Origin of the sequence: Aeromonas sp. QDB63, from assembly GCF_027707425.1 — a bacterium.
In the GTDB taxonomy this organism is placed as follows: domain Bacteria; phylum Pseudomonadota; class Gammaproteobacteria; order Enterobacterales; family Aeromonadaceae; genus Aeromonas; species Aeromonas caviae.
On record NZ_JAPCIS010000016.1, the window covers coordinates 17,963 to 33,478 of the forward strand.

General features: G+C 58.6%; 15 protein-coding genes. 11 read left to right on the forward strand and 4 right to left on the reverse strand.

Annotation, left to right across the window (positions count from 1 at the left end; genetic code table 11):
* Positions 1–81: 81 nt before the first annotated feature.
* The 9 genes from acpP to PG879_RS11945 all read left to right on the forward strand — a co-directional run bounded on the left by acpP (position 82) and on the right by PG879_RS11945 (position 7,646).
* Positions 82–318: an acyl carrier protein gene (acpP, locus tag PG879_RS11905; RefSeq protein ID WP_005300909.1), complete on the forward strand. Its 237-nt coding sequence runs from the start codon at positions 82–84 to the stop codon at positions 316–318.
* An 81-nt stretch (positions 319–399) separates the two neighbouring features.
* Complete coding sequence (gene fabF, locus PG879_RS11910; RefSeq protein WP_010674743.1) at positions 400–1,641, forward strand: beta-ketoacyl-ACP synthase II; 1,242 nt, start codon at positions 400–402, stop codon at positions 1,639–1,641.
* Between the two features lie 66 nt (positions 1,642–1,707).
* Positions 1,708–2,514: an aminodeoxychorismate lyase gene (gene pabC / locus PG879_RS11915; protein WP_182721850.1), complete on the forward strand. Its 807-nt coding sequence runs from the start codon at positions 1,708–1,710 to the stop codon at positions 2,512–2,514.
* A complete protein-coding gene (gene mltG, locus PG879_RS11920; RefSeq protein ID WP_029314535.1) occupies positions 2,504–3,505 on the forward strand; it encodes an endolytic transglycosylase MltG in 1,002 nt (333 codons plus the stop codon). Before pabC ends, mltG begins: the two co-directional genes overlap by 11 nt.
* On the forward strand, positions 3,505–4,146 hold the full coding sequence (gene tmk, locus PG879_RS11925; protein ID WP_042017643.1) for a dTMP kinase: 642 nt from the start codon (positions 3,505–3,507) through the stop codon (positions 4,144–4,146). The genes mltG and tmk overlap by 1 nt, the downstream gene beginning before the upstream one ends.
* Positions 4,131–5,078: a DNA polymerase III subunit delta' gene (holB, locus tag PG879_RS11930; RefSeq protein ID WP_042863870.1), complete on the forward strand. Its 948-nt coding sequence runs from the start codon at positions 4,131–4,133 to the stop codon at positions 5,076–5,078. The genes tmk and holB overlap by 16 nt, the downstream gene beginning before the upstream one ends.
* A gap of 12 nt (positions 5,079–5,090) precedes the next feature.
* Entirely contained in the window at positions 5,091–5,870 is a 780-nt protein-coding gene (locus tag PG879_RS11935) for a TatD family hydrolase (RefSeq protein WP_042863871.1), read from the forward strand.
* Between the two features lie 299 nt (positions 5,871–6,169).
* A complete protein-coding gene (locus PG879_RS11940; RefSeq protein WP_143237541.1) occupies positions 6,170–7,198 on the forward strand; it encodes a tyrosine-type recombinase/integrase in 1,029 nt (342 codons plus the stop codon).
* Between the two features lie 163 nt (positions 7,199–7,361).
* Positions 7,362–7,646: a RepB family protein gene (locus PG879_RS11945; protein ID WP_041201618.1), complete on the forward strand. Its 285-nt coding sequence runs from the start codon at positions 7,362–7,364 to the stop codon at positions 7,644–7,646.
* Between the two features lie 234 nt (positions 7,647–7,880).
* On the opposite strand, the gene rsmF is transcribed toward PG879_RS11945, so the two are convergent.
* From rsmF to PG879_RS11965, 4 genes are all read right to left on the reverse strand, one after another.
* The gene (gene rsmF, locus PG879_RS11950) at positions 7,881–9,311 is read right to left on the reverse strand and encodes a 16S rRNA (cytosine(1407)-C(5))-methyltransferase RsmF (RefSeq protein ID WP_029314541.1); all 1,431 of its coding nucleotides are present in this window, start codon (positions 9,309–9,311) and stop codon (positions 7,881–7,883) included.
* A 129-nt stretch (positions 9,312–9,440) separates the two neighbouring features.
* Positions 9,441–11,993: an MlaD family protein gene (locus tag PG879_RS11955; protein WP_010674752.1), complete on the reverse strand. Its 2,553-nt coding sequence runs from the start codon at positions 11,991–11,993 to the stop codon at positions 9,441–9,443.
* A 51-nt stretch (positions 11,994–12,044) separates the two neighbouring features.
* The gene (locus PG879_RS11960) at positions 12,045–12,653 is read right to left on the reverse strand and encodes a paraquat-inducible protein A (RefSeq protein WP_010674753.1); all 609 of its coding nucleotides are present in this window, start codon (positions 12,651–12,653) and stop codon (positions 12,045–12,047) included.
* Positions 12,631–13,275, reverse strand: a complete 645-nt coding sequence (locus PG879_RS11965) for a paraquat-inducible protein A (RefSeq protein WP_010674754.1) — start codon at positions 13,273–13,275, stop codon at positions 12,631–12,633. The genes PG879_RS11960 and PG879_RS11965 overlap by 23 nt, the downstream gene beginning before the upstream one ends.
* Before the next feature lie 220 nt (positions 13,276–13,495).
* Here PG879_RS11965 and PG879_RS11970 point away from each other — a divergent pair, with 220 nt between their 5' ends.
* Together PG879_RS11970 and PG879_RS11975 are read left to right on the forward strand one after the other, a co-directional pair.
* Positions 13,496–13,801: a YebG family protein gene (locus tag PG879_RS11970; protein ID WP_010674755.1), complete on the forward strand. Its 306-nt coding sequence runs from the start codon at positions 13,496–13,498 to the stop codon at positions 13,799–13,801.
* 280 nt (positions 13,802–14,081) lie between these two features.
* The gene (locus PG879_RS11975) at positions 14,082–15,377 is read left to right on the forward strand and encodes a tyrosine-type recombinase/integrase (protein ID WP_041201615.1); all 1,296 of its coding nucleotides are present in this window, start codon (positions 14,082–14,084) and stop codon (positions 15,375–15,377) included.
* The last annotated feature ends 139 nt before the right edge of the window (positions 15,378–15,516 follow it).

A 15,516-nucleotide genomic window follows, 5' to 3' on the forward strand; every position in this document is an offset into this window, starting at 1 on the left:
AAGTCACTTGCAAACTCACGTCAATTGAATACACTACCCCAACCAGACGCAATAGCGTATTTTTAAAGGAAAATTCAGGTCATGAGCAACATCGAAGAACGCGTAAAGAAAATCATCATCGAACAACTGGGTGTTAAAGAAGAAGACGTGAAGAACGCTGCCTCCTTCGTCGACGACCTGGGCGCTGACTCTTTGGATACCGTTGAACTGGTAATGGCGCTGGAAGAAGAATTCGATACCGAAATTCCTGATGAAGAAGCCGAGAAGATCACCACTGTTCAAGCGGCTATCGACTACATCACCGCTAATCAGGAATAAGTTCCTGTTCTGAAAGAAGCGGCCCAAGGGCCGCTTCTTTTATGTTTACCCCTTTCAAAACACCTCTCGGAGACTACCTCAGTGTCAAAACGCAGAGTCGTGGTGACCGGCTTGGGGATGCTTTCCCCGGTAGGCAACACTGCCGAATCCAGCTGGCAAGCCCTGCTCAACGGGCAGAGCGGCATTTCCCTCATCGACCACTTTGATGCAAGCGAGTTCGCAACCCGTTTCGCAGGCCTGGTCAAGGATTTCGACCCCGAAGAGTTCGGCATCAACCGCAAAGAAGCCCGCAAGATGGATCTCTTCATCCAGTATGGCGTGGCGGCGGGTGTTCAGGCCCTGGAAGATTCCGGCCTGATCATCAACGAAGAGAACGCGGAGCGGGTAGGCGTTGCCATCGGCTCCGGTATCGGCGGTCTGGGTCTGATTGAGCAGAACCACAGCAGCCTCATCAATGGCGGCCCTCGCAAGCTGAGCCCTTTCTTCGTTCCGTCCACCATCATCAATATGGTGTCCGGTCATCTTTCCATCATGAAAGGCATGCAGGGCCCGAACATCGCCGTGACTACCGCCTGTACCACGGGTACCCATGCCATCGGCATGGCTGGCCGGATGATCGCCTATGGCGATGCGGACGTGATGGTTGCCGGTGGTGCCGAGAAAGCCTCCACCCCCATGGGCATGGGCGGCTTTGCCGCTGCCAAGGCGCTCTCCACACGTAATGACGAACCGCAGAAGGCGAGCCGCCCCTGGGACAAGGATCGCGACGGTTTCGTGCTGGGCGACGGTGCCGGCGTGTTGGTGCTGGAAGAGTATGAACATGCCAAGGCCCGCGGCGCCAAGATCTATGCCGAGCTGGTCGGCTTTGGCATGAGCGGGGATGCCTATCACATGACGGCCCCTCCCTCGGACGGCGATGGTGGCGCACGCGCCATGAAGAACGCCATCAAGGATGCTGGCATCGCACCCGAGCAGATCGGTTACATCAATGCCCACGGTACCTCCACGCCCCTTGGGGATGTGGCAGAGCTGCGCGGCATGAAGAAGGTGTTTGGTGACCATGCCAGCGCCCTGATGGTCAGTTCCACCAAGTCCATGACAGGCCACCTGTTGGGTGCGGCTGGCGCCATCGAGGCGATCATCACTGTGCTCTCTCTGCGTGACCAGATGGTGCCTCCCACCATCAACCTGGACAAGCCGGATGATGAGTGCGACCTGGATCTGGTGCCGCATGTTGCCAAGGCTGGCAGCTTCGAATATGCCCTCTCCAATTCCTTCGGTTTTGGCGGCACCAATGGCTCCCTGATCTTCAAACGCGTATAATTCGCTCTGGGCGAATGATAAGGCCCGATACGGCAGTATCGGGCCTTTTTTATCGGAGGGATCCCCTTGCTGATTAATGGAATACCCACAGAAACACTGTCAGCCAGGGATCGTGGGCTGGCATACGGTGATGGTCATTTCACCACCATGCTGGTGAGGGAAGGGAAGGTACTCTGGTGGCAGGACCATCTGGCCCGGCTGCAACATGCCAACGCCCGGCTTGGTTTTGGTGAGCACTCCTGGGACCTGCTTGCCGACGAGGCGGCGCAGCTGGCTTCTGGGCAGGCACAGGCTGTCGTCAAGATAATGCTGACCCGGGGCGCCGGTGGGCGGGGATATGACGGCGCAGGCTGTGACACGCCCACTCGCATCGTCTCTTTGGCACCTTATCCTGAGCATTATCATGATTGGCAGCAAACCGGCATCAATGCCTTGGTATGCCAGCAGCATCTTGGGGACAGTCCCATGCTCGCCGGTCTCAAGACGCTGGGGCGCCTCGAACAAGTGATGCTGAAGCGCGAACTTGCTGCGCGCGGCGGGGTCGAAGGTATAGTCTTGAACAGCCGGGGATTTCTGGTAGAAGGGGTCAGCGCCAATCTGTTTTGGCGTCGCGGCAGGACGGTGTTCACACCGGATCTCACCCGCGCCGGGATCGATGGCATCATGCGCAAGCGCGTGATGACGATGCTTAAACAGATGGGCATTGAACTGCGTGTCGTTGAAGCTCCATTGGAGTCACTCTGGCAGGCGGAAGAGGTCTGGCTGACCAATACCCTGATGGGGATTGTCCCGGTCACCAGCATCGGGGATATGCACTATCCCAGTCCGGTATTGATCCGCCGTTTACAGGAGCGCTTGGTCATTGAAGTTTAATCGGCTTTACACCCTGCTCGCGGGGGCGGCACTCTCTGTCGCCGTTGCCGGAGGGTACGTGTATCACAAGTGGCAACAGGTGGAGACGCTCACCAACAAGGGGCCAACCCGCCTCTTTACCGTCGAAAAAGGCGCCCATGCGGCGCGCCTGATTGCCGAACTGGGAGAGGGGGAAACCAGCCCCTGGGCGGTGCGCCTCTGGTTGCGCGGTCATCCCGAACTGGTGGCCATCAAGTCCGGCACCTATGAAATCAAGGAAGGGGCGCCGCTCAAGGAGACTCTCTCTCTCTTTGCTTCCGGCAAGGAGTTTCACTTCAGCCTGACCTTTGTCGAAGGGTCCCGTTTTGAGGATTGGCTGAAGCAACTTTCCAGCGCCCCCTATCTGGAGCGCCTGACTCTGGAGCAGAGCGAAACCGAGCTGGCTCAGGAACTCGGCATCGAAAATGGCAAGCTGGAGGGGTGGTTCCTGCCGGAAACCTACGCCTATACCACTCATGCCAGCGATCTTTCCATCCTGCGCCGCGCCTATCAGGACATGAAAACGTTCCTGGAGGCTTCCTGGGAGAAGCGTCAGGCCAATCTGCCCTACAAGACACCCTATGAGGCGCTCATCATGGCCTCCATCATCGAAAAAGAGACGGGCCAACCGGATGAACGAGCCCAGATTGCCTCTGTGTTCGTCAACCGTCTACGCCTTGGCATGAAGTTGCAGACCGACCCTACCGTCATCTACGGGGTGAAGGAGAGGTACGATGGCAACATTCGCCGCAGCGATTTGACCGACGTGAACCCCTACAACACCTATGTGATCGACGGTCTGCCTCCGACGCCCATCGCCATGCCGGGCAAGGCCTCCATCGAGGCGGCGCTCAACCCCAAATCGACCGACTATCTCTACTTCGTTGCCAAGGGGGGCGGTGCCCACTACTTCTCCAAGACCCTCGATGAACACAATCGGGCGGTGCGTGAATACATATTGAAGAAACCCTAATGTCTAAATTTATCGTGATTGAAGGATTGGAAGGGGCAGGGAAGAGCTCTGCGGTGCGCTATGTGACCGACTATCTGCAAGCCCACGGAGTTGCGCGGATCGAGTGCACCCGGGAGCCGGGCGGCACGCCGCTGGCGGAACGCATGCGGGCCATCGTCAAGGAAGTGCACGACGAGCGCCTGACAGTCGAGGCCGAGCTGCTGTTGATGTACGCCTCCCGGGTACAACTGGTGGAGACCCGGATCAAGCCTGCCTTGGCAGACGGCATCTGGGTAGTGGGCGATCGCCACGATCTCTCCTCCCAGGCCTATCAGGGGGGTGGCCGCGGCATCGATGCGAACCTCATCGGCGCCATCAAACGGGCGGTCCTCGGGGATTTCAAGCCGGATCTGACGCTCTATCTGGACATCGATCCTGCCATCGGCCTGCAGCGGGCCCGCCATCGCGGCGAGCTGGACAGGATTGAGCTGGAGCAGATCGGCTTCTTTGAACGTACCCGCCAGCGTTACCTCGAGTTGGCGGCCGCCGATGATTCCATCCAGGTCATCGATGCCGGGTTGCCCCCGGCGCAAGTCAAAGCCGCCATCGAGGCTGCCCTTGAGCATTATCTGGCAAGCGAGGGGCTATGTATCCCTGGCTGATCCCGGATTGGCATGCCCTGAGCGAGACGGCCCGGGCCGGACGGCTCGGGCACGCCTGGTTGCTGCTAGGCGATCCCGGTCTTGGCAAGGAGCAGCTTGCAGAGCGACTGGCGCGACTGCACCTGTGTCAGCATCCACAACGAGGTGAGCCTTGCGGTCAGTGCCACTCCTGCCAACTGTTTGAGAAGGGGCATCACCCGGATCTTGGCACCCTGGGGCCCGAGGGCAAGACCATAGGTGTCGAAGCCATCCGGGAGATTTGCAGCCGCCTCCAGAGCACATCCCAGCTCGGTCGCGGCAAGGTGGTGATCATTCAGGAGGCGGAGCGCATGACGGAGTCTGCCGCCAATGCTTTGCTGAAGACGCTGGAAGAGCCGGCTGGCGACAGTCTGTTGCTGCTCATCGCATCCCGGGTATCTCGCCTGCTCCCCACCATCTTGAGCCGTTGTCACAAGCATGTCTGCCAGCTCCCCTCTGAGGGGGAGACCCTTGCCTGGCTCGCCGAGCAGGGCCATCAGGCCACCCAGGCCCAGGTGCGGATCTGCCAGGGTGCGCCGCTGCGGGTGCTGAGCTACATCGAAGCACAGCAAGATGATGCCAGACGGGCATTGCTCGACGGATTTGTCTCGCTGGCATCGGCCCCCACCCGTGCGGCGAATGTCTGTGCCCAGTTGGCCGAGGATACTCAGGTCCGGCTGCACTGGTTGCAGCTCTTCCTGTGTGATGCCCTCAAGCTTCAGGCTGGCTGCGGCCATCATCAACTGGCAATGCCGGATCTTGCATCACTCAGCCAGCAACTGGCAGAGAAACACTCCAGCGAACGGCTCCTGGAAGCCGAACAGCAGCTGGTTATGCTGAAAGAGGCTTGTCAGCCAGGGCAGCTTTCCAATCCCACCATCCATTTGATGAACTGGCTCAATCGCTGGTTATAAACAAGGTTGTCTATGTTACTCGTTGATTCCCATTGCCATCTCGATCGCTTGAGTTATGGCTCCAAGCAGACCGACATGGCCGATGTATTGGCCAAGGCGGCGCAGCAGAGCGTGGGATATTTTCTCTGCGTGAGTGTGACCCAGGCCCAGTTCCCGACCATGATGGAGGCCATCGCTCCCTATCCCCAGGTGTTTGCCTCCTGCGGTGTCCACCCGCTCAATCAGGATCCCGGGGTGGATGCTGCCTTGCTGCTGACTCAGGCGGCCGATGAGAGAGTGGTGGCCATCGGCGAAACCGGGCTCGACTACTTCTATTCACCGGAAAACAAGGATGTACAGCAAGCCTCTTTCCGCGAACATATTCGTGTAGCCCGGGCACTGAACAAACCGCTCATCATCCACACCCGGGATGCCCAGGAAGACACGCTGCGGATCATGCGAGAGGAGGGGGCCGAACAGGTGGGCGGAGTGCTGCACTGCTTCACCGAGTCCCTCGAAATGGCCGAGGCCGCGATGGCCATGGGGTTCTATATTTCCATCTCGGGAATAGCCACTTTCAAGAACGCCTCAGCCCTGCAGGCCGTGGTCAAGGCGTTGCCCCTGGAGCGACTGCTGGTTGAAACCGACTCTCCCTATCTGGCACCGGTTCCGCACCGGGGGAGGGAGAATGAGCCGGCCTTTGTTCGCGACGTTGCCCAATTTATCGCGGATCTTCGCCAGATTCCGCTCGCTGAATTGGCGGAGGCCACCAGCCACAATTTCTTCGAGTTGTTCAAGTTGGCAAAGCGATAACAGACAACGCCCCGCATAGCGGGGCGTTTTACTATGACAATTTGCACTATCATGATCCATCCAAAAACAATCATGCCAAGTTGTTATCTCTCATTTTGTATGGTGGGTGCTGACGAGATTAAATCGCCAGCACCTGATAAAACGGAGCAGGGATGACAGAGTGCTTGAGGAATCAATGAGGGAGCTGAAATGGGTTAAAGCAGTCTTCATAAGTATCGATAATATTCATTATCGATACTTGATAGATCTGAATGATCCTGTAAGATCCACCGAAACTCCGCTTTAAATCATAGAGTTAAGTGAACTACCCAAGCCTTCAAAACCCAGTTCAGCAATCCTTGCAAAGCGTCTTCGATCCTCAGCTGAACAGCCGGGCAAGACGCTTCCTGCGCAGCGCTAAAGCCGACTCCACCCTCAATGCCTATCAGGCAGATACCCGTATCTTTGTCTCCTGGTGCCAACTCCATGGGCTGGATCCCTTGCAGACAACACATCACGACATCATGAATTTTCTGGCGGATCAGGCCGACGGCATCCTGGCCAACTGGGTCTGGCTGGACAAGGAAGAAGGAAAGGGGGAACTTCGCAACGGGGAACCTCGCAAACCGGCCACCCTGGTAAGACGGCTTGCCGGCATTCGTTATGCCTTCAAGCAGAAGGGGATCCACCCCATGCCGACAGAGCATGCGGAGATAAAGGAGATGATGCGGGGCATAGTACGGCTCGGTGATAACCGCAAACGCAAAACGGGGGCGCTGACCCTGAAACCATTGGCCTGCGTATTGGACGAGATAGACACCAGCAACCTGGCTGGGCTTCGAGATTACACCCTGTTGCTCCTGATGTTCAGTGGCGCCTTGCGTCGATCGGAAGCGGCCAGGATCGAGGTGAATGACGTGCAGTTTGTGGGGCAGGGGATACGCCTTTGTCTCAAACCAAGCAAACATCAGCTCCATGAATCGGAGATAGCACTCATTCCAGGAACCCGGTATTGCCCGGTCTCTGCACTGCAACAATGGCTGAAAAAAAGCCGGATTGCTGAAGGCCCCCTGTTTCGTCGAATGAATCGCTGGGGACAGCTGATGACAGATCCCCTGGGGCCGCAAGGTATCAACTTGATGATCAAGCGGCGAACCGGCCAGGCCATCGACGATCTCCACGTCAGTGGCCACAGTTTGCGGCGGGGGTTCATCACCTCGGCGGTGACGGCGGGCAAGCCGATGAACAAGATCATCGAGGTGACCCGACACAAGGACATGCGCACCTTGCAGGAATATTTCGACGATGCCCACAAGTTCTCCGATCACGCCCTGGATGGGTTGTTATAGAGAACCGCGCCTCTCCATTTTTTATGTTAAATGATATCCTGTTGATCTGGTGATATATTCATGTCGTCCTCCACAGACATCATAACGGTGGGAGAGTCGTAATCCGATTTACTTTCGTAGAAGATGCCAATGAAAAATGAGAGATAACATTCACGATGTAGACATGTCGGAAGGTCACGATAGCCAGGAATTGAAGAAAAGCGCTGCGCAAGAGAATGCCGAACGGCAGCGCCAGCACGTGAAGCGCAAGCAGGAAACCCACAGCCGGTTGCAATGCTGGATAAGCAATCGTCATGCAGAGAGGTTGGCCATGCTGGGGCAACAACTGGAAGACAGTCAGGCCTCCATCATCGAGCAGGCAATCGATCTGCTCTATCAGCACGAACTGCAACAAACGACCAACGCGCAGCAGAGCGATATCCCCGAGTCGGCAGACATACTCGAATAGACGATGGTATCGAACCGGCGTGATTGAAAAAGGAAGACAAAAAAAGCCAGGTACGAATTCCTTGTACCTGGCATAGGGGAATTGGCTCCTTGCAGAGCCGTGCGCTAACTGGTATGCAGATAGCCTTAAGCTTAGACAAGGCTCTAGGCATTTCAAGAACCGGATAAAAGTTCAACCAGAGTGGGGGTTTTTCAGACTCGAACAGGCGCTATTTTTGCTCGAGCGACCCCACTCTCACGCATTGAACAGGTTGTTATCCCGTACCAGCTCCCGGGGCAGGGCATTCTTGATGCGACTCCCCACCCATTTCCCCATGCCGAGCGGGTGCCCCTGGTAACGAACGATCACTTCCCCAGTCCCGGCATCCTGCTCTGGCCAGACATCTCGTCCCATCATGAATTCACGGGCATTGGAGGCATCCAGCTCGACGCATCCCTTACTCGCCTCATGGCCGTAAGCCAGAGCCCATTCATGGGTCAATCGATATCCCTTCTTGAAGGTCTCAGCCAGCTTGATGCCGATGCGATCGAAGCGCAGCTTCCCCTGTACCTGCTCGAAGGCGTGAGGGAAGAGCCAGATCTCGTCATTGCGGCCAAACAGTTGGCCATGGGGCACGATGCCAAAATTCCCTTCAATCTCCCGCAGCATGGGGCCAGCCTCTTTCTCTGGCAGCGGCGAGAAGGGGAACTTGCCGAGCTTGCCCGGTTTGAACATGGTGTTGGGCACGGAGTGATGCTTGCGCAACCGGGCGACGAAAAATCCTTCACTGTCGAAGATCTGGGGCCAAACGTGCAAGTATCCCTCCGGTGTACAGGCTTTCTCCGCTCCCGGAAAGAGATCGGCCAACGAGTCAAAGCTGAAGGCATCACCGAACTTCTCCTGCAACGACTGACAGACGGCCTGATTCTCTTGCAGGCTCAGGGTGCAGGTGGAGTAGACCAGTACGCCGCCGGGTTTGAGGGCGTGAAAAGCGCTCTCCAGCAGGCCACGCTGCACCGCGGCAATCTCGTCGATGCTCTCGAGACTCCAGTTGCGCAGCGCGTCTTCATCTTTTCGCACCGTCCCCTCGCCGGAGCAGGGGGCGTCGAGCAGGATGGCGTCGAAGGTTTCAGGCAGCCATTGGCCAAAGACCTTGGCATCGAAATGGGTCATGCCGACGTTGGTCACACCGCAGCGCTGGATATTGGCGCTCAGCACTTTCAGCCTGCTGCTGGAAAACTCGTTGGCGATCAGCATGCCGCGGTTCTCCATCAGCGCCGCGATCTGGGTAGTCTTGGAGCCAGGGGCGGCGGCCGCGTCCAGCAACATGCCATCCCCTCTGGTTTGCTCACTGGCAAAGAGCGCCGTCACCGGCAACATGGAGCTCGCTTCCTGAATATAGAAGAGGCCGCACAGATGCTCGGCCGTGTTGCCAAGGGGGACGCTCTCATCACTGCGGGTGAGCCAGAAGCCGGTTTCACACCAGGGCACGGGATCCAGCTGCCAGCCAAGCGGCGCCATGCGGGCGACAAACTCGGATACCGTGATCTTGAGGGTGTTGACCCGGATGCTGCGCCGCAGCGGCTGCCGGCAACTCGCCACGAATGCCTCCATGGAGAGATGGGATGGCATGAACTCCGCAATGTGACGCAGGAAGTGATCGGGGAGGTAGGTGTTGTCGTGCACGGCGCAATCTCGCTGACCCAAAATGAGGGGCGACATCTTACCACAGTGCGCCGCCCTTCTTGATGGGAGAGTCCATGAGGCCATAAAAAAACCGGCACAAGGCCGGTTTTTGACGAGCAGGGGAATAACTCAGGGCAAGATGCGGGGACTCCACTCCAGCCACTCTTTCTCTGCCTTGGCATGAAGCGGATAACGATGGCCCGCCTTGACGGTCGCGCCCATCTCCCGCTCCGGCGTATTGAAGGCAATCCCGCCCGCCAGCAGGCTTTGCACCGTTTCGACCTCGATGGTGCCACCGGTCAGCCCGATATCGGCCTTGACCCCGGAGACATTCCAGAACCGGCTGTTGGCGCGTATCAGATGGGCGTACTGTCCATCCACATTCACATCGATCAGCACCTCGCTGCCATCCCGGGCCAGGGTCACGCCGGTGACGCTGCCCACCACCATCTTGCGAAACAGCAGGGGGCTGCCCACGCTGATGCCATCGACGGAGGGGCTCTTGAGGGTCAGGGCAAGACCGGCGGGGCCACTCTGGCTCAAGGGGAAGGTCTCCTTGCCAGCCCCTCGGCCCGGTGTCGCCTCCACAAAGGCCCCCTTGATCAGGGTATCGAGGTGGGCAACGCCTCCCAGCCCGACCTTGGCCTGCACCAGTGCATAGCGCGCCCCGGATTGCAGGAAGCGCGCGGCATATTGCTCATTCAGCTCGGCCTTGAAGCTTACCTGGCCCAGGGTCGGATCCAGTTCCACCTGCTCCACCTTGCCGATGTCCACTCCGCGATAGCGGATGGGGCTGCCGACCCCGAGACCCGGGTTGTGATCCGCCGTGAGCGTGAGGGTACGCACCTGGGAGCTTGCCTGCTCCTTGCTGTCAAAGAGCTGATGACTGCTGCGACCTGTCCCCAGCTTGTCGAATTCGATGGCACCACGCAGCAGGGTGGCGAGGTTCCCCATCTTGACCTGCACGCCGTCGAGCCGGATCTTGCCGTCGATGGCGGCCTTCTTCCAGAACTGAGGTTGCTGCTTGAGCAAAGGAGCATAGATGGCATCGATCTCCAGGGTGATGGCCACCCCGCGATCATCGGCATCCAGCGCCTTGACCTTGCCCGCTTCCAGTCCCAGATAGAGGACGGGGGAGCCCACACCGATCCCATCAGCCTGAGCGGCACGAAGCGTCCAGCTGACCGCTTTGGCATGGCGGCTCCCAAGCAGGGCCAGCTCCTGGCTGGGGTAGAGGCGGTCAATCCTGTCACCCTTCGGGGCCTGTACCAGCTTGATGCCCCCCGCCAACCAGGCACTGGCCGGGCTGGTCTCCACCTTGATACCGCTGAGGTCCGCCTCCACCTGCAAGGGGGCGGCGCGATAGAAGCGAGCCCGTTGCAGCAGATGGCGATAACGCTCGTTCACCAGCAACTCGACACTGGCATTGCCGCCGGCATCCAGGGTCAGTGCCCCGAGCTGACCTATCTGCAACCCCTTGAACCAGAGCGGAGCCCCTTCGCTCAAACCGGCGAGATCCTCTGCCTGCAGGGTCAGCTTGATGCCGCCGCGCTGTGCCTGGCTCTCCAGGGTCATGGTGTTGACCCGTTTACCGGGTTCATAGTCCAGACGAATGGCGGGCCCGGCCAGCAGGCGATCCGCATGCTTGATCCCGGCAGGGGAGAGAGAGACCGTCTCCCACACCAGACGACTCTTGCCGGTCACCCGGAACGCCTGCTCGGGGTTGATGAGGGCCGTCACGCTCCGCCCCTGTTCGGTGAGGCGAATGGGGTCGATGCGTCCAATCTCGATGCCCTCATAGAGGATGGGCATCCCTTCCTTGATGGGCAGAGTCCCCGCCTGGATGGTGATGCGCTCACCCCGGGCGGCCTCGGCCAGCCCCTTGTAGAGGATGAAGTTGACCCCCTTTTGCGCCACGGGAGAATCCTTGGGGGAGTCAAACGCAATGCCGCCGCTCAGGATGGAGGTGAGACTGCCCGCCTCCACGCTGACGCCAGCCAGGCTGAAGGAGCCCTTGATGCCGCTGATGTTCCAGAAGCGGGTATCCGCCTTGACGAGGTGCTCGAAGCGCGGCTCGATCACCAGATCCAGGATCACGTTCTGGTTCTCTTCCCCAAGACGGGTGTTGATGACACTGCCCACCTCCAGCCCGCGGAAATAGATCTTGGCACCGATGCCCACCGACCCCAGAGAATCGGCTGTCAGGTGCAGGGTTCGCCCCTGGGCCTGATAACCAGGGGGAGGGCCATCCAGGGCATCGAACTCATCCTCCAGCGGGTTGTTCTCCCGTCCGGGTTGCAGGTTGATGTAGTTGCCGGACACCAGGGTGTCCAGGCCGGAGATCTCGGTCAGTGACGCCTTCGGACTCACCAGCCAGAAGTCGGAGCCCTTGCGTATGAGGGAGCGGGCACGGCTGTCCACCTTGGCCAGCACCGCAATCTTGCGACCATCCTGTGCCAGTTCCAGCTCCTGGACCACGCCGATGGCGACCCCCTGATAGCGCAACTGGGTCTTGCCCGGCAAGATACCGTTGCCCTGGGCAAAGTTGATGCGAATGAGTTGACCACTGCTCGTCCACTGCTGGTAGAGAAAGCCTCCCGCCAGCAAGAGGGCGATGAAGGGCAGCAACCAGACCGGTGATAACCAGCGGTGCTTCTCAATGACGGGCTCAGCCCCGACCATACCGACTCCTTACATTGGCTGTGATGCACAGCGCGTTCGACACAAAAAACATTAACGGGCCGCCTTGTCCCACAACAGGCGGGTATCGAGCATCCTGGCCGACATCATGGTGAGCACCACCACGCCGGCGAACGCCGTCGCCCCGGGGCCGGCACGCACATTGAGCAGCACGCCGCGATCCACCAGGGCCACCATCAGCGAGATGACGAAGAGGTCCAGCATGGACCAGCGTCCGATGAAATCGATGATGCGGTACATGACGAGTTGGCGTTTGCGGCGCACCGGCTTGCTGCGCTGCAACTGCCAGCAGATCCAGCCAAGACCCAGGATCTTGCCGATGGGCACGATGATGCTCGCGGTCAGTACTATGGTGGCGATGCCGGACATCTTGCTGCGATAGAGCGCCATGATACCGCTGAAAATGGTATCGGACTGCAATAATCCCTTGTTGTAGAAGTGGGTGATGGGCAGCAGGTTTGCAGGCAACAACATGAAGGTGGCCAGCGCCAGCAGGCCCCATGACCAGGCGAGGGAATGGGGAATGCGCATCTGCAAGGGGGTATGACAACGAGGGCAGCTCATGCCGTGTTGATGGCGCACCAGCAACCCACAGGTATGGCAGCGGCAAAGCCCCAGTTCACGGGCGCTGATCGGGGACATGGTCCGGCTCCCGGGAGGCATGTTGCAGCGGAATCCGCTCCCAGTAAGGGGCAGGATCAAAGAGGATCAGCAACGTCATGTTGAGCAGCATCAGACAACCCAGGCTCAGCAGACCGCCTCCCAGGCGCACGTCGGCGATGTCGATAAGCTTGAACAGGGCGACCAGCAGGCTGACGATGTACACCTCCAGCATGGCCCAGTGGCGAAATACCTCGACCGCTTTGAGGGTCCACGCCAGCAGATGCCAGCGCTTGGCCAGGCCGGAGGCGAGGGCAAAGATCCCGAGCAGCAGCCCTGTCGGCGCCAGCACGGCGCACCAGAGCACCAGTGTTGCCACCCAGAGCTCGCTCTCGGCATACAGCATCATAATTCCCTTGATCAGGTTGGCGTCCGAGTTCACGCCCGCCAGACGAAGATAGATCAAAGGCTCAAAAAACGCGGAAGGCAGCAACAGGAATCCGGTGATGGTCAGCGCCATCAACTGGGAAGGGCGAAAGGCATAGCGCCCATACAGATGCTGATGACAGCGGGGGCAATGGGCGTGACGGCGCAGCGGCAGCAACTTGCGTTCGATCAGCAAGTCACAGGCCGGACAGACAATCACCGAGTGCGGATCCGACATACGATTCAACCTGTTGAAGGAATTGATGAAATTTACCTTAAAACGCCTGCCCTGTCTTGCCGCGCTGCACACCCCCCTTTGAAAAGACGTGTTTTCCGCTGTGAACTGGCCGCCGCCAGCCAAGCAGGGGCTGGGGATGCACGCCGACATGCTGAGGGTATTTGCAATACTGTATATACGTACATATACTTGCGGTCACTATCATCAGGAGGGCGCCGCGATGGCCGTTGAGATCAAGTATGTTGTGGTACGTGGGGGAGTGGAGAAGATGACCTTTGCCAGCAAGAAAGAGGCGGATGCCTATGACAAACTGCTGGACACCGCCGATGAGCTGATGACACTGCTGGCGGGTGCGCCGGTCGCGCTTGCACCGGAGCAGCAGGAGAGTCTGGCCTTTTATCTGGCCGAGCAGCGGGATCAGTTGCAGCAGGTATTGCGCGGTGGAAAAGGGCAGGGGAATTCCCCCAAAGAAGACAAGCTGGATACTGAACTGCCAAAGGGGAAGCCCCTGAAGAGCGTGGCTTGAGACGAAAGGGCGGGGAAGGGGATGTGAGGCAGAATCCACTTTCTCATTCATGAAAAGTGCAACTTAAGTCATTGTCACGCCTCTTTTCCCCGAGAATTTTCCAACCACACCGCATATTTATTGAATATGCCGATTGCTCGTTATCATGGGGTATCACAGCAAGATGCCTCAGGTCGTTGCCCCCAAGGCGCACTGCAACCCCTGATGCCGATAACCCCATTTATCGGCATCAGGGGGGTGCGGCCCCGTTCAAAACATTCAACCGACATCACACACCATCATGACTCATCCAGCACTTCCACCCGCCATGCCACTGTTCGATAGCGTGGACCACCTTGAGGCGGGCAATCCCCAGGTCAACCAGTACCTCGCCACCCTGAGTCTTGGCAAAGTCCCCGACGCGGGGATCGTGTATGAGCTGGCCGTCGACTGGCTGCTGGAGCAGCGCCACAGCGAAAACAACTACAAGACCTATCGCAGTGAGCTGACCACTTTTTTGCACTGGTGTTTTTGCGAGGTGGCCATCAGCCCCAGGGATCTCACCAGGCGCATCATGATGCGCTATCTCGACTATTGCCAGGCGCCACCGTCCAGACTGATTGCCTACCGCAACGTCGCCCAGTTCGTGCTCGACAAGGAGTGGGGGGAACGGTTGCCAAACCCCCTGTGGCGTCCGTTTCTTGGCAAGCGGGAACTGGGCCGGGAGCTACCGTATCGACTGAGTGAGCAGGCGATGAAGACAAAACTCGCCATTTTGTCCGCCTTCTTCCAGTTTCTCATCCAGGAGGAGTACATGGATCGCAATCCGGCTCTCCTGCTGCAGCGGGTTAAACGTGCGGGCCCCCAGGAGGCTGGTGAAGACGCGCAATCCTTCACTGAGCTGCAATGGTCTTATGTGATGCAAGCCGCCGAACAGCTCGCTGCCGAATGCCCGGCACAACATGAGCGCAGCCGCTTTCTCATCTGTCTGATGTATGCCTGTTATCTGCGGATTTCCGAGGTGGCGGCCAGGCCGGGTTTCAGCCCCGTCATGGGCCAGTTTCGACGTGACGCCAAAACGGGCGTCTGGGGTTATGACATTCCCCGCAGCAAAGGCGGTAAACGTCGCACCGTGGCCGTTTCTCAGGCTCTGCTCGAAGCCCTGACTCGCTATCGTACCTTTCTTGGCCTTTCGCCACTGCCGGCCCCCGGCGAGCAGACCCCGCTGTTCGTACGCCACAAGGCGGCGGCCCATGGCCGCGAACAAGGCGAACTCAATGCCAATCTGGGTATCCGCCAGCTTCGAGACCTGGTAATGGCGGTATTTGAACAGGCCGCAAGCCTCGCCGAACAAGACGGTTTTGATCAGGATGCCGCTGAAATGCGAACCCTGACGCCGCACTCCATTCGCCATACCGGTATCACCCATGACATCAATCTGCACGGCCGGCCTTTATCCCACGTACAAGCCGATGCGGGACACGACAGCATCGACACCACCTCCAAGTACCTGCACACCGGCAACCGGGAACGTCACGAGAGTGCCAGCCGCAAGCCGCTGGATCACTTGCTCGACCAGAACCGTACATATGACTGATAACCAATGGTGAACAATAAAACTGCACTCATAACCAAGACACGGGACCTAAAGGCAATCCTTGATTGATTATGCCCTGGGACTCATAAAATACGACACTGCGCATAATGTATATTATGTTAAATGAAATATCTTGGTA

Coding starts and splice junctions, on each gene's coding strand:
- PG879_RS11935 (WP_042863871.1), top strand. CDS start 5,091: ATGTTACTCGTTGATTCCCATTGCCATCTCGATCGCTTGAGTTATGGC.
- tmk (WP_042017643.1), top strand. CDS start 3,505: ATGTCTAAATTTATCGTGATTGAAGGATTGGAAGGGGCAGGGAAGAGC.
- PG879_RS11970 (WP_010674755.1), top strand. CDS start 13,496: ATGGCCGTTGAGATCAAGTATGTTGTGGTACGTGGGGGAGTGGAGAAG.
- PG879_RS11955 (WP_010674752.1), bottom strand. CDS start 11,993: ATGGTCGGGGCTGAGCCCGTCATTGAGAAGCACCGCTGGTTATCACCG.
- holB (WP_042863870.1), top strand. CDS start 4,131: ATGTATCCCTGGCTGATCCCGGATTGGCATGCCCTGAGCGAGACGGCC.
- PG879_RS11960 (WP_010674753.1), bottom strand. CDS start 12,653: ATGTCCCCGATCAGCGCCCGTGAACTGGGGCTTTGCCGCTGCCATACC.
- PG879_RS11965 (WP_010674754.1), bottom strand. CDS start 13,275: ATGTCGGATCCGCACTCGGTGATTGTCTGTCCGGCCTGTGACTTGCTG.
- acpP (WP_005300909.1), top strand. CDS start 82: ATGAGCAACATCGAAGAACGCGTAAAGAAAATCATCATCGAACAACTG.
- PG879_RS11975 (WP_041201615.1), top strand. CDS start 14,082: ATGACTCATCCAGCACTTCCACCCGCCATGCCACTGTTCGATAGCGTG.
- PG879_RS11945 (WP_041201618.1), top strand. CDS start 7,362: ATGTCGGAAGGTCACGATAGCCAGGAATTGAAGAAAAGCGCTGCGCAA.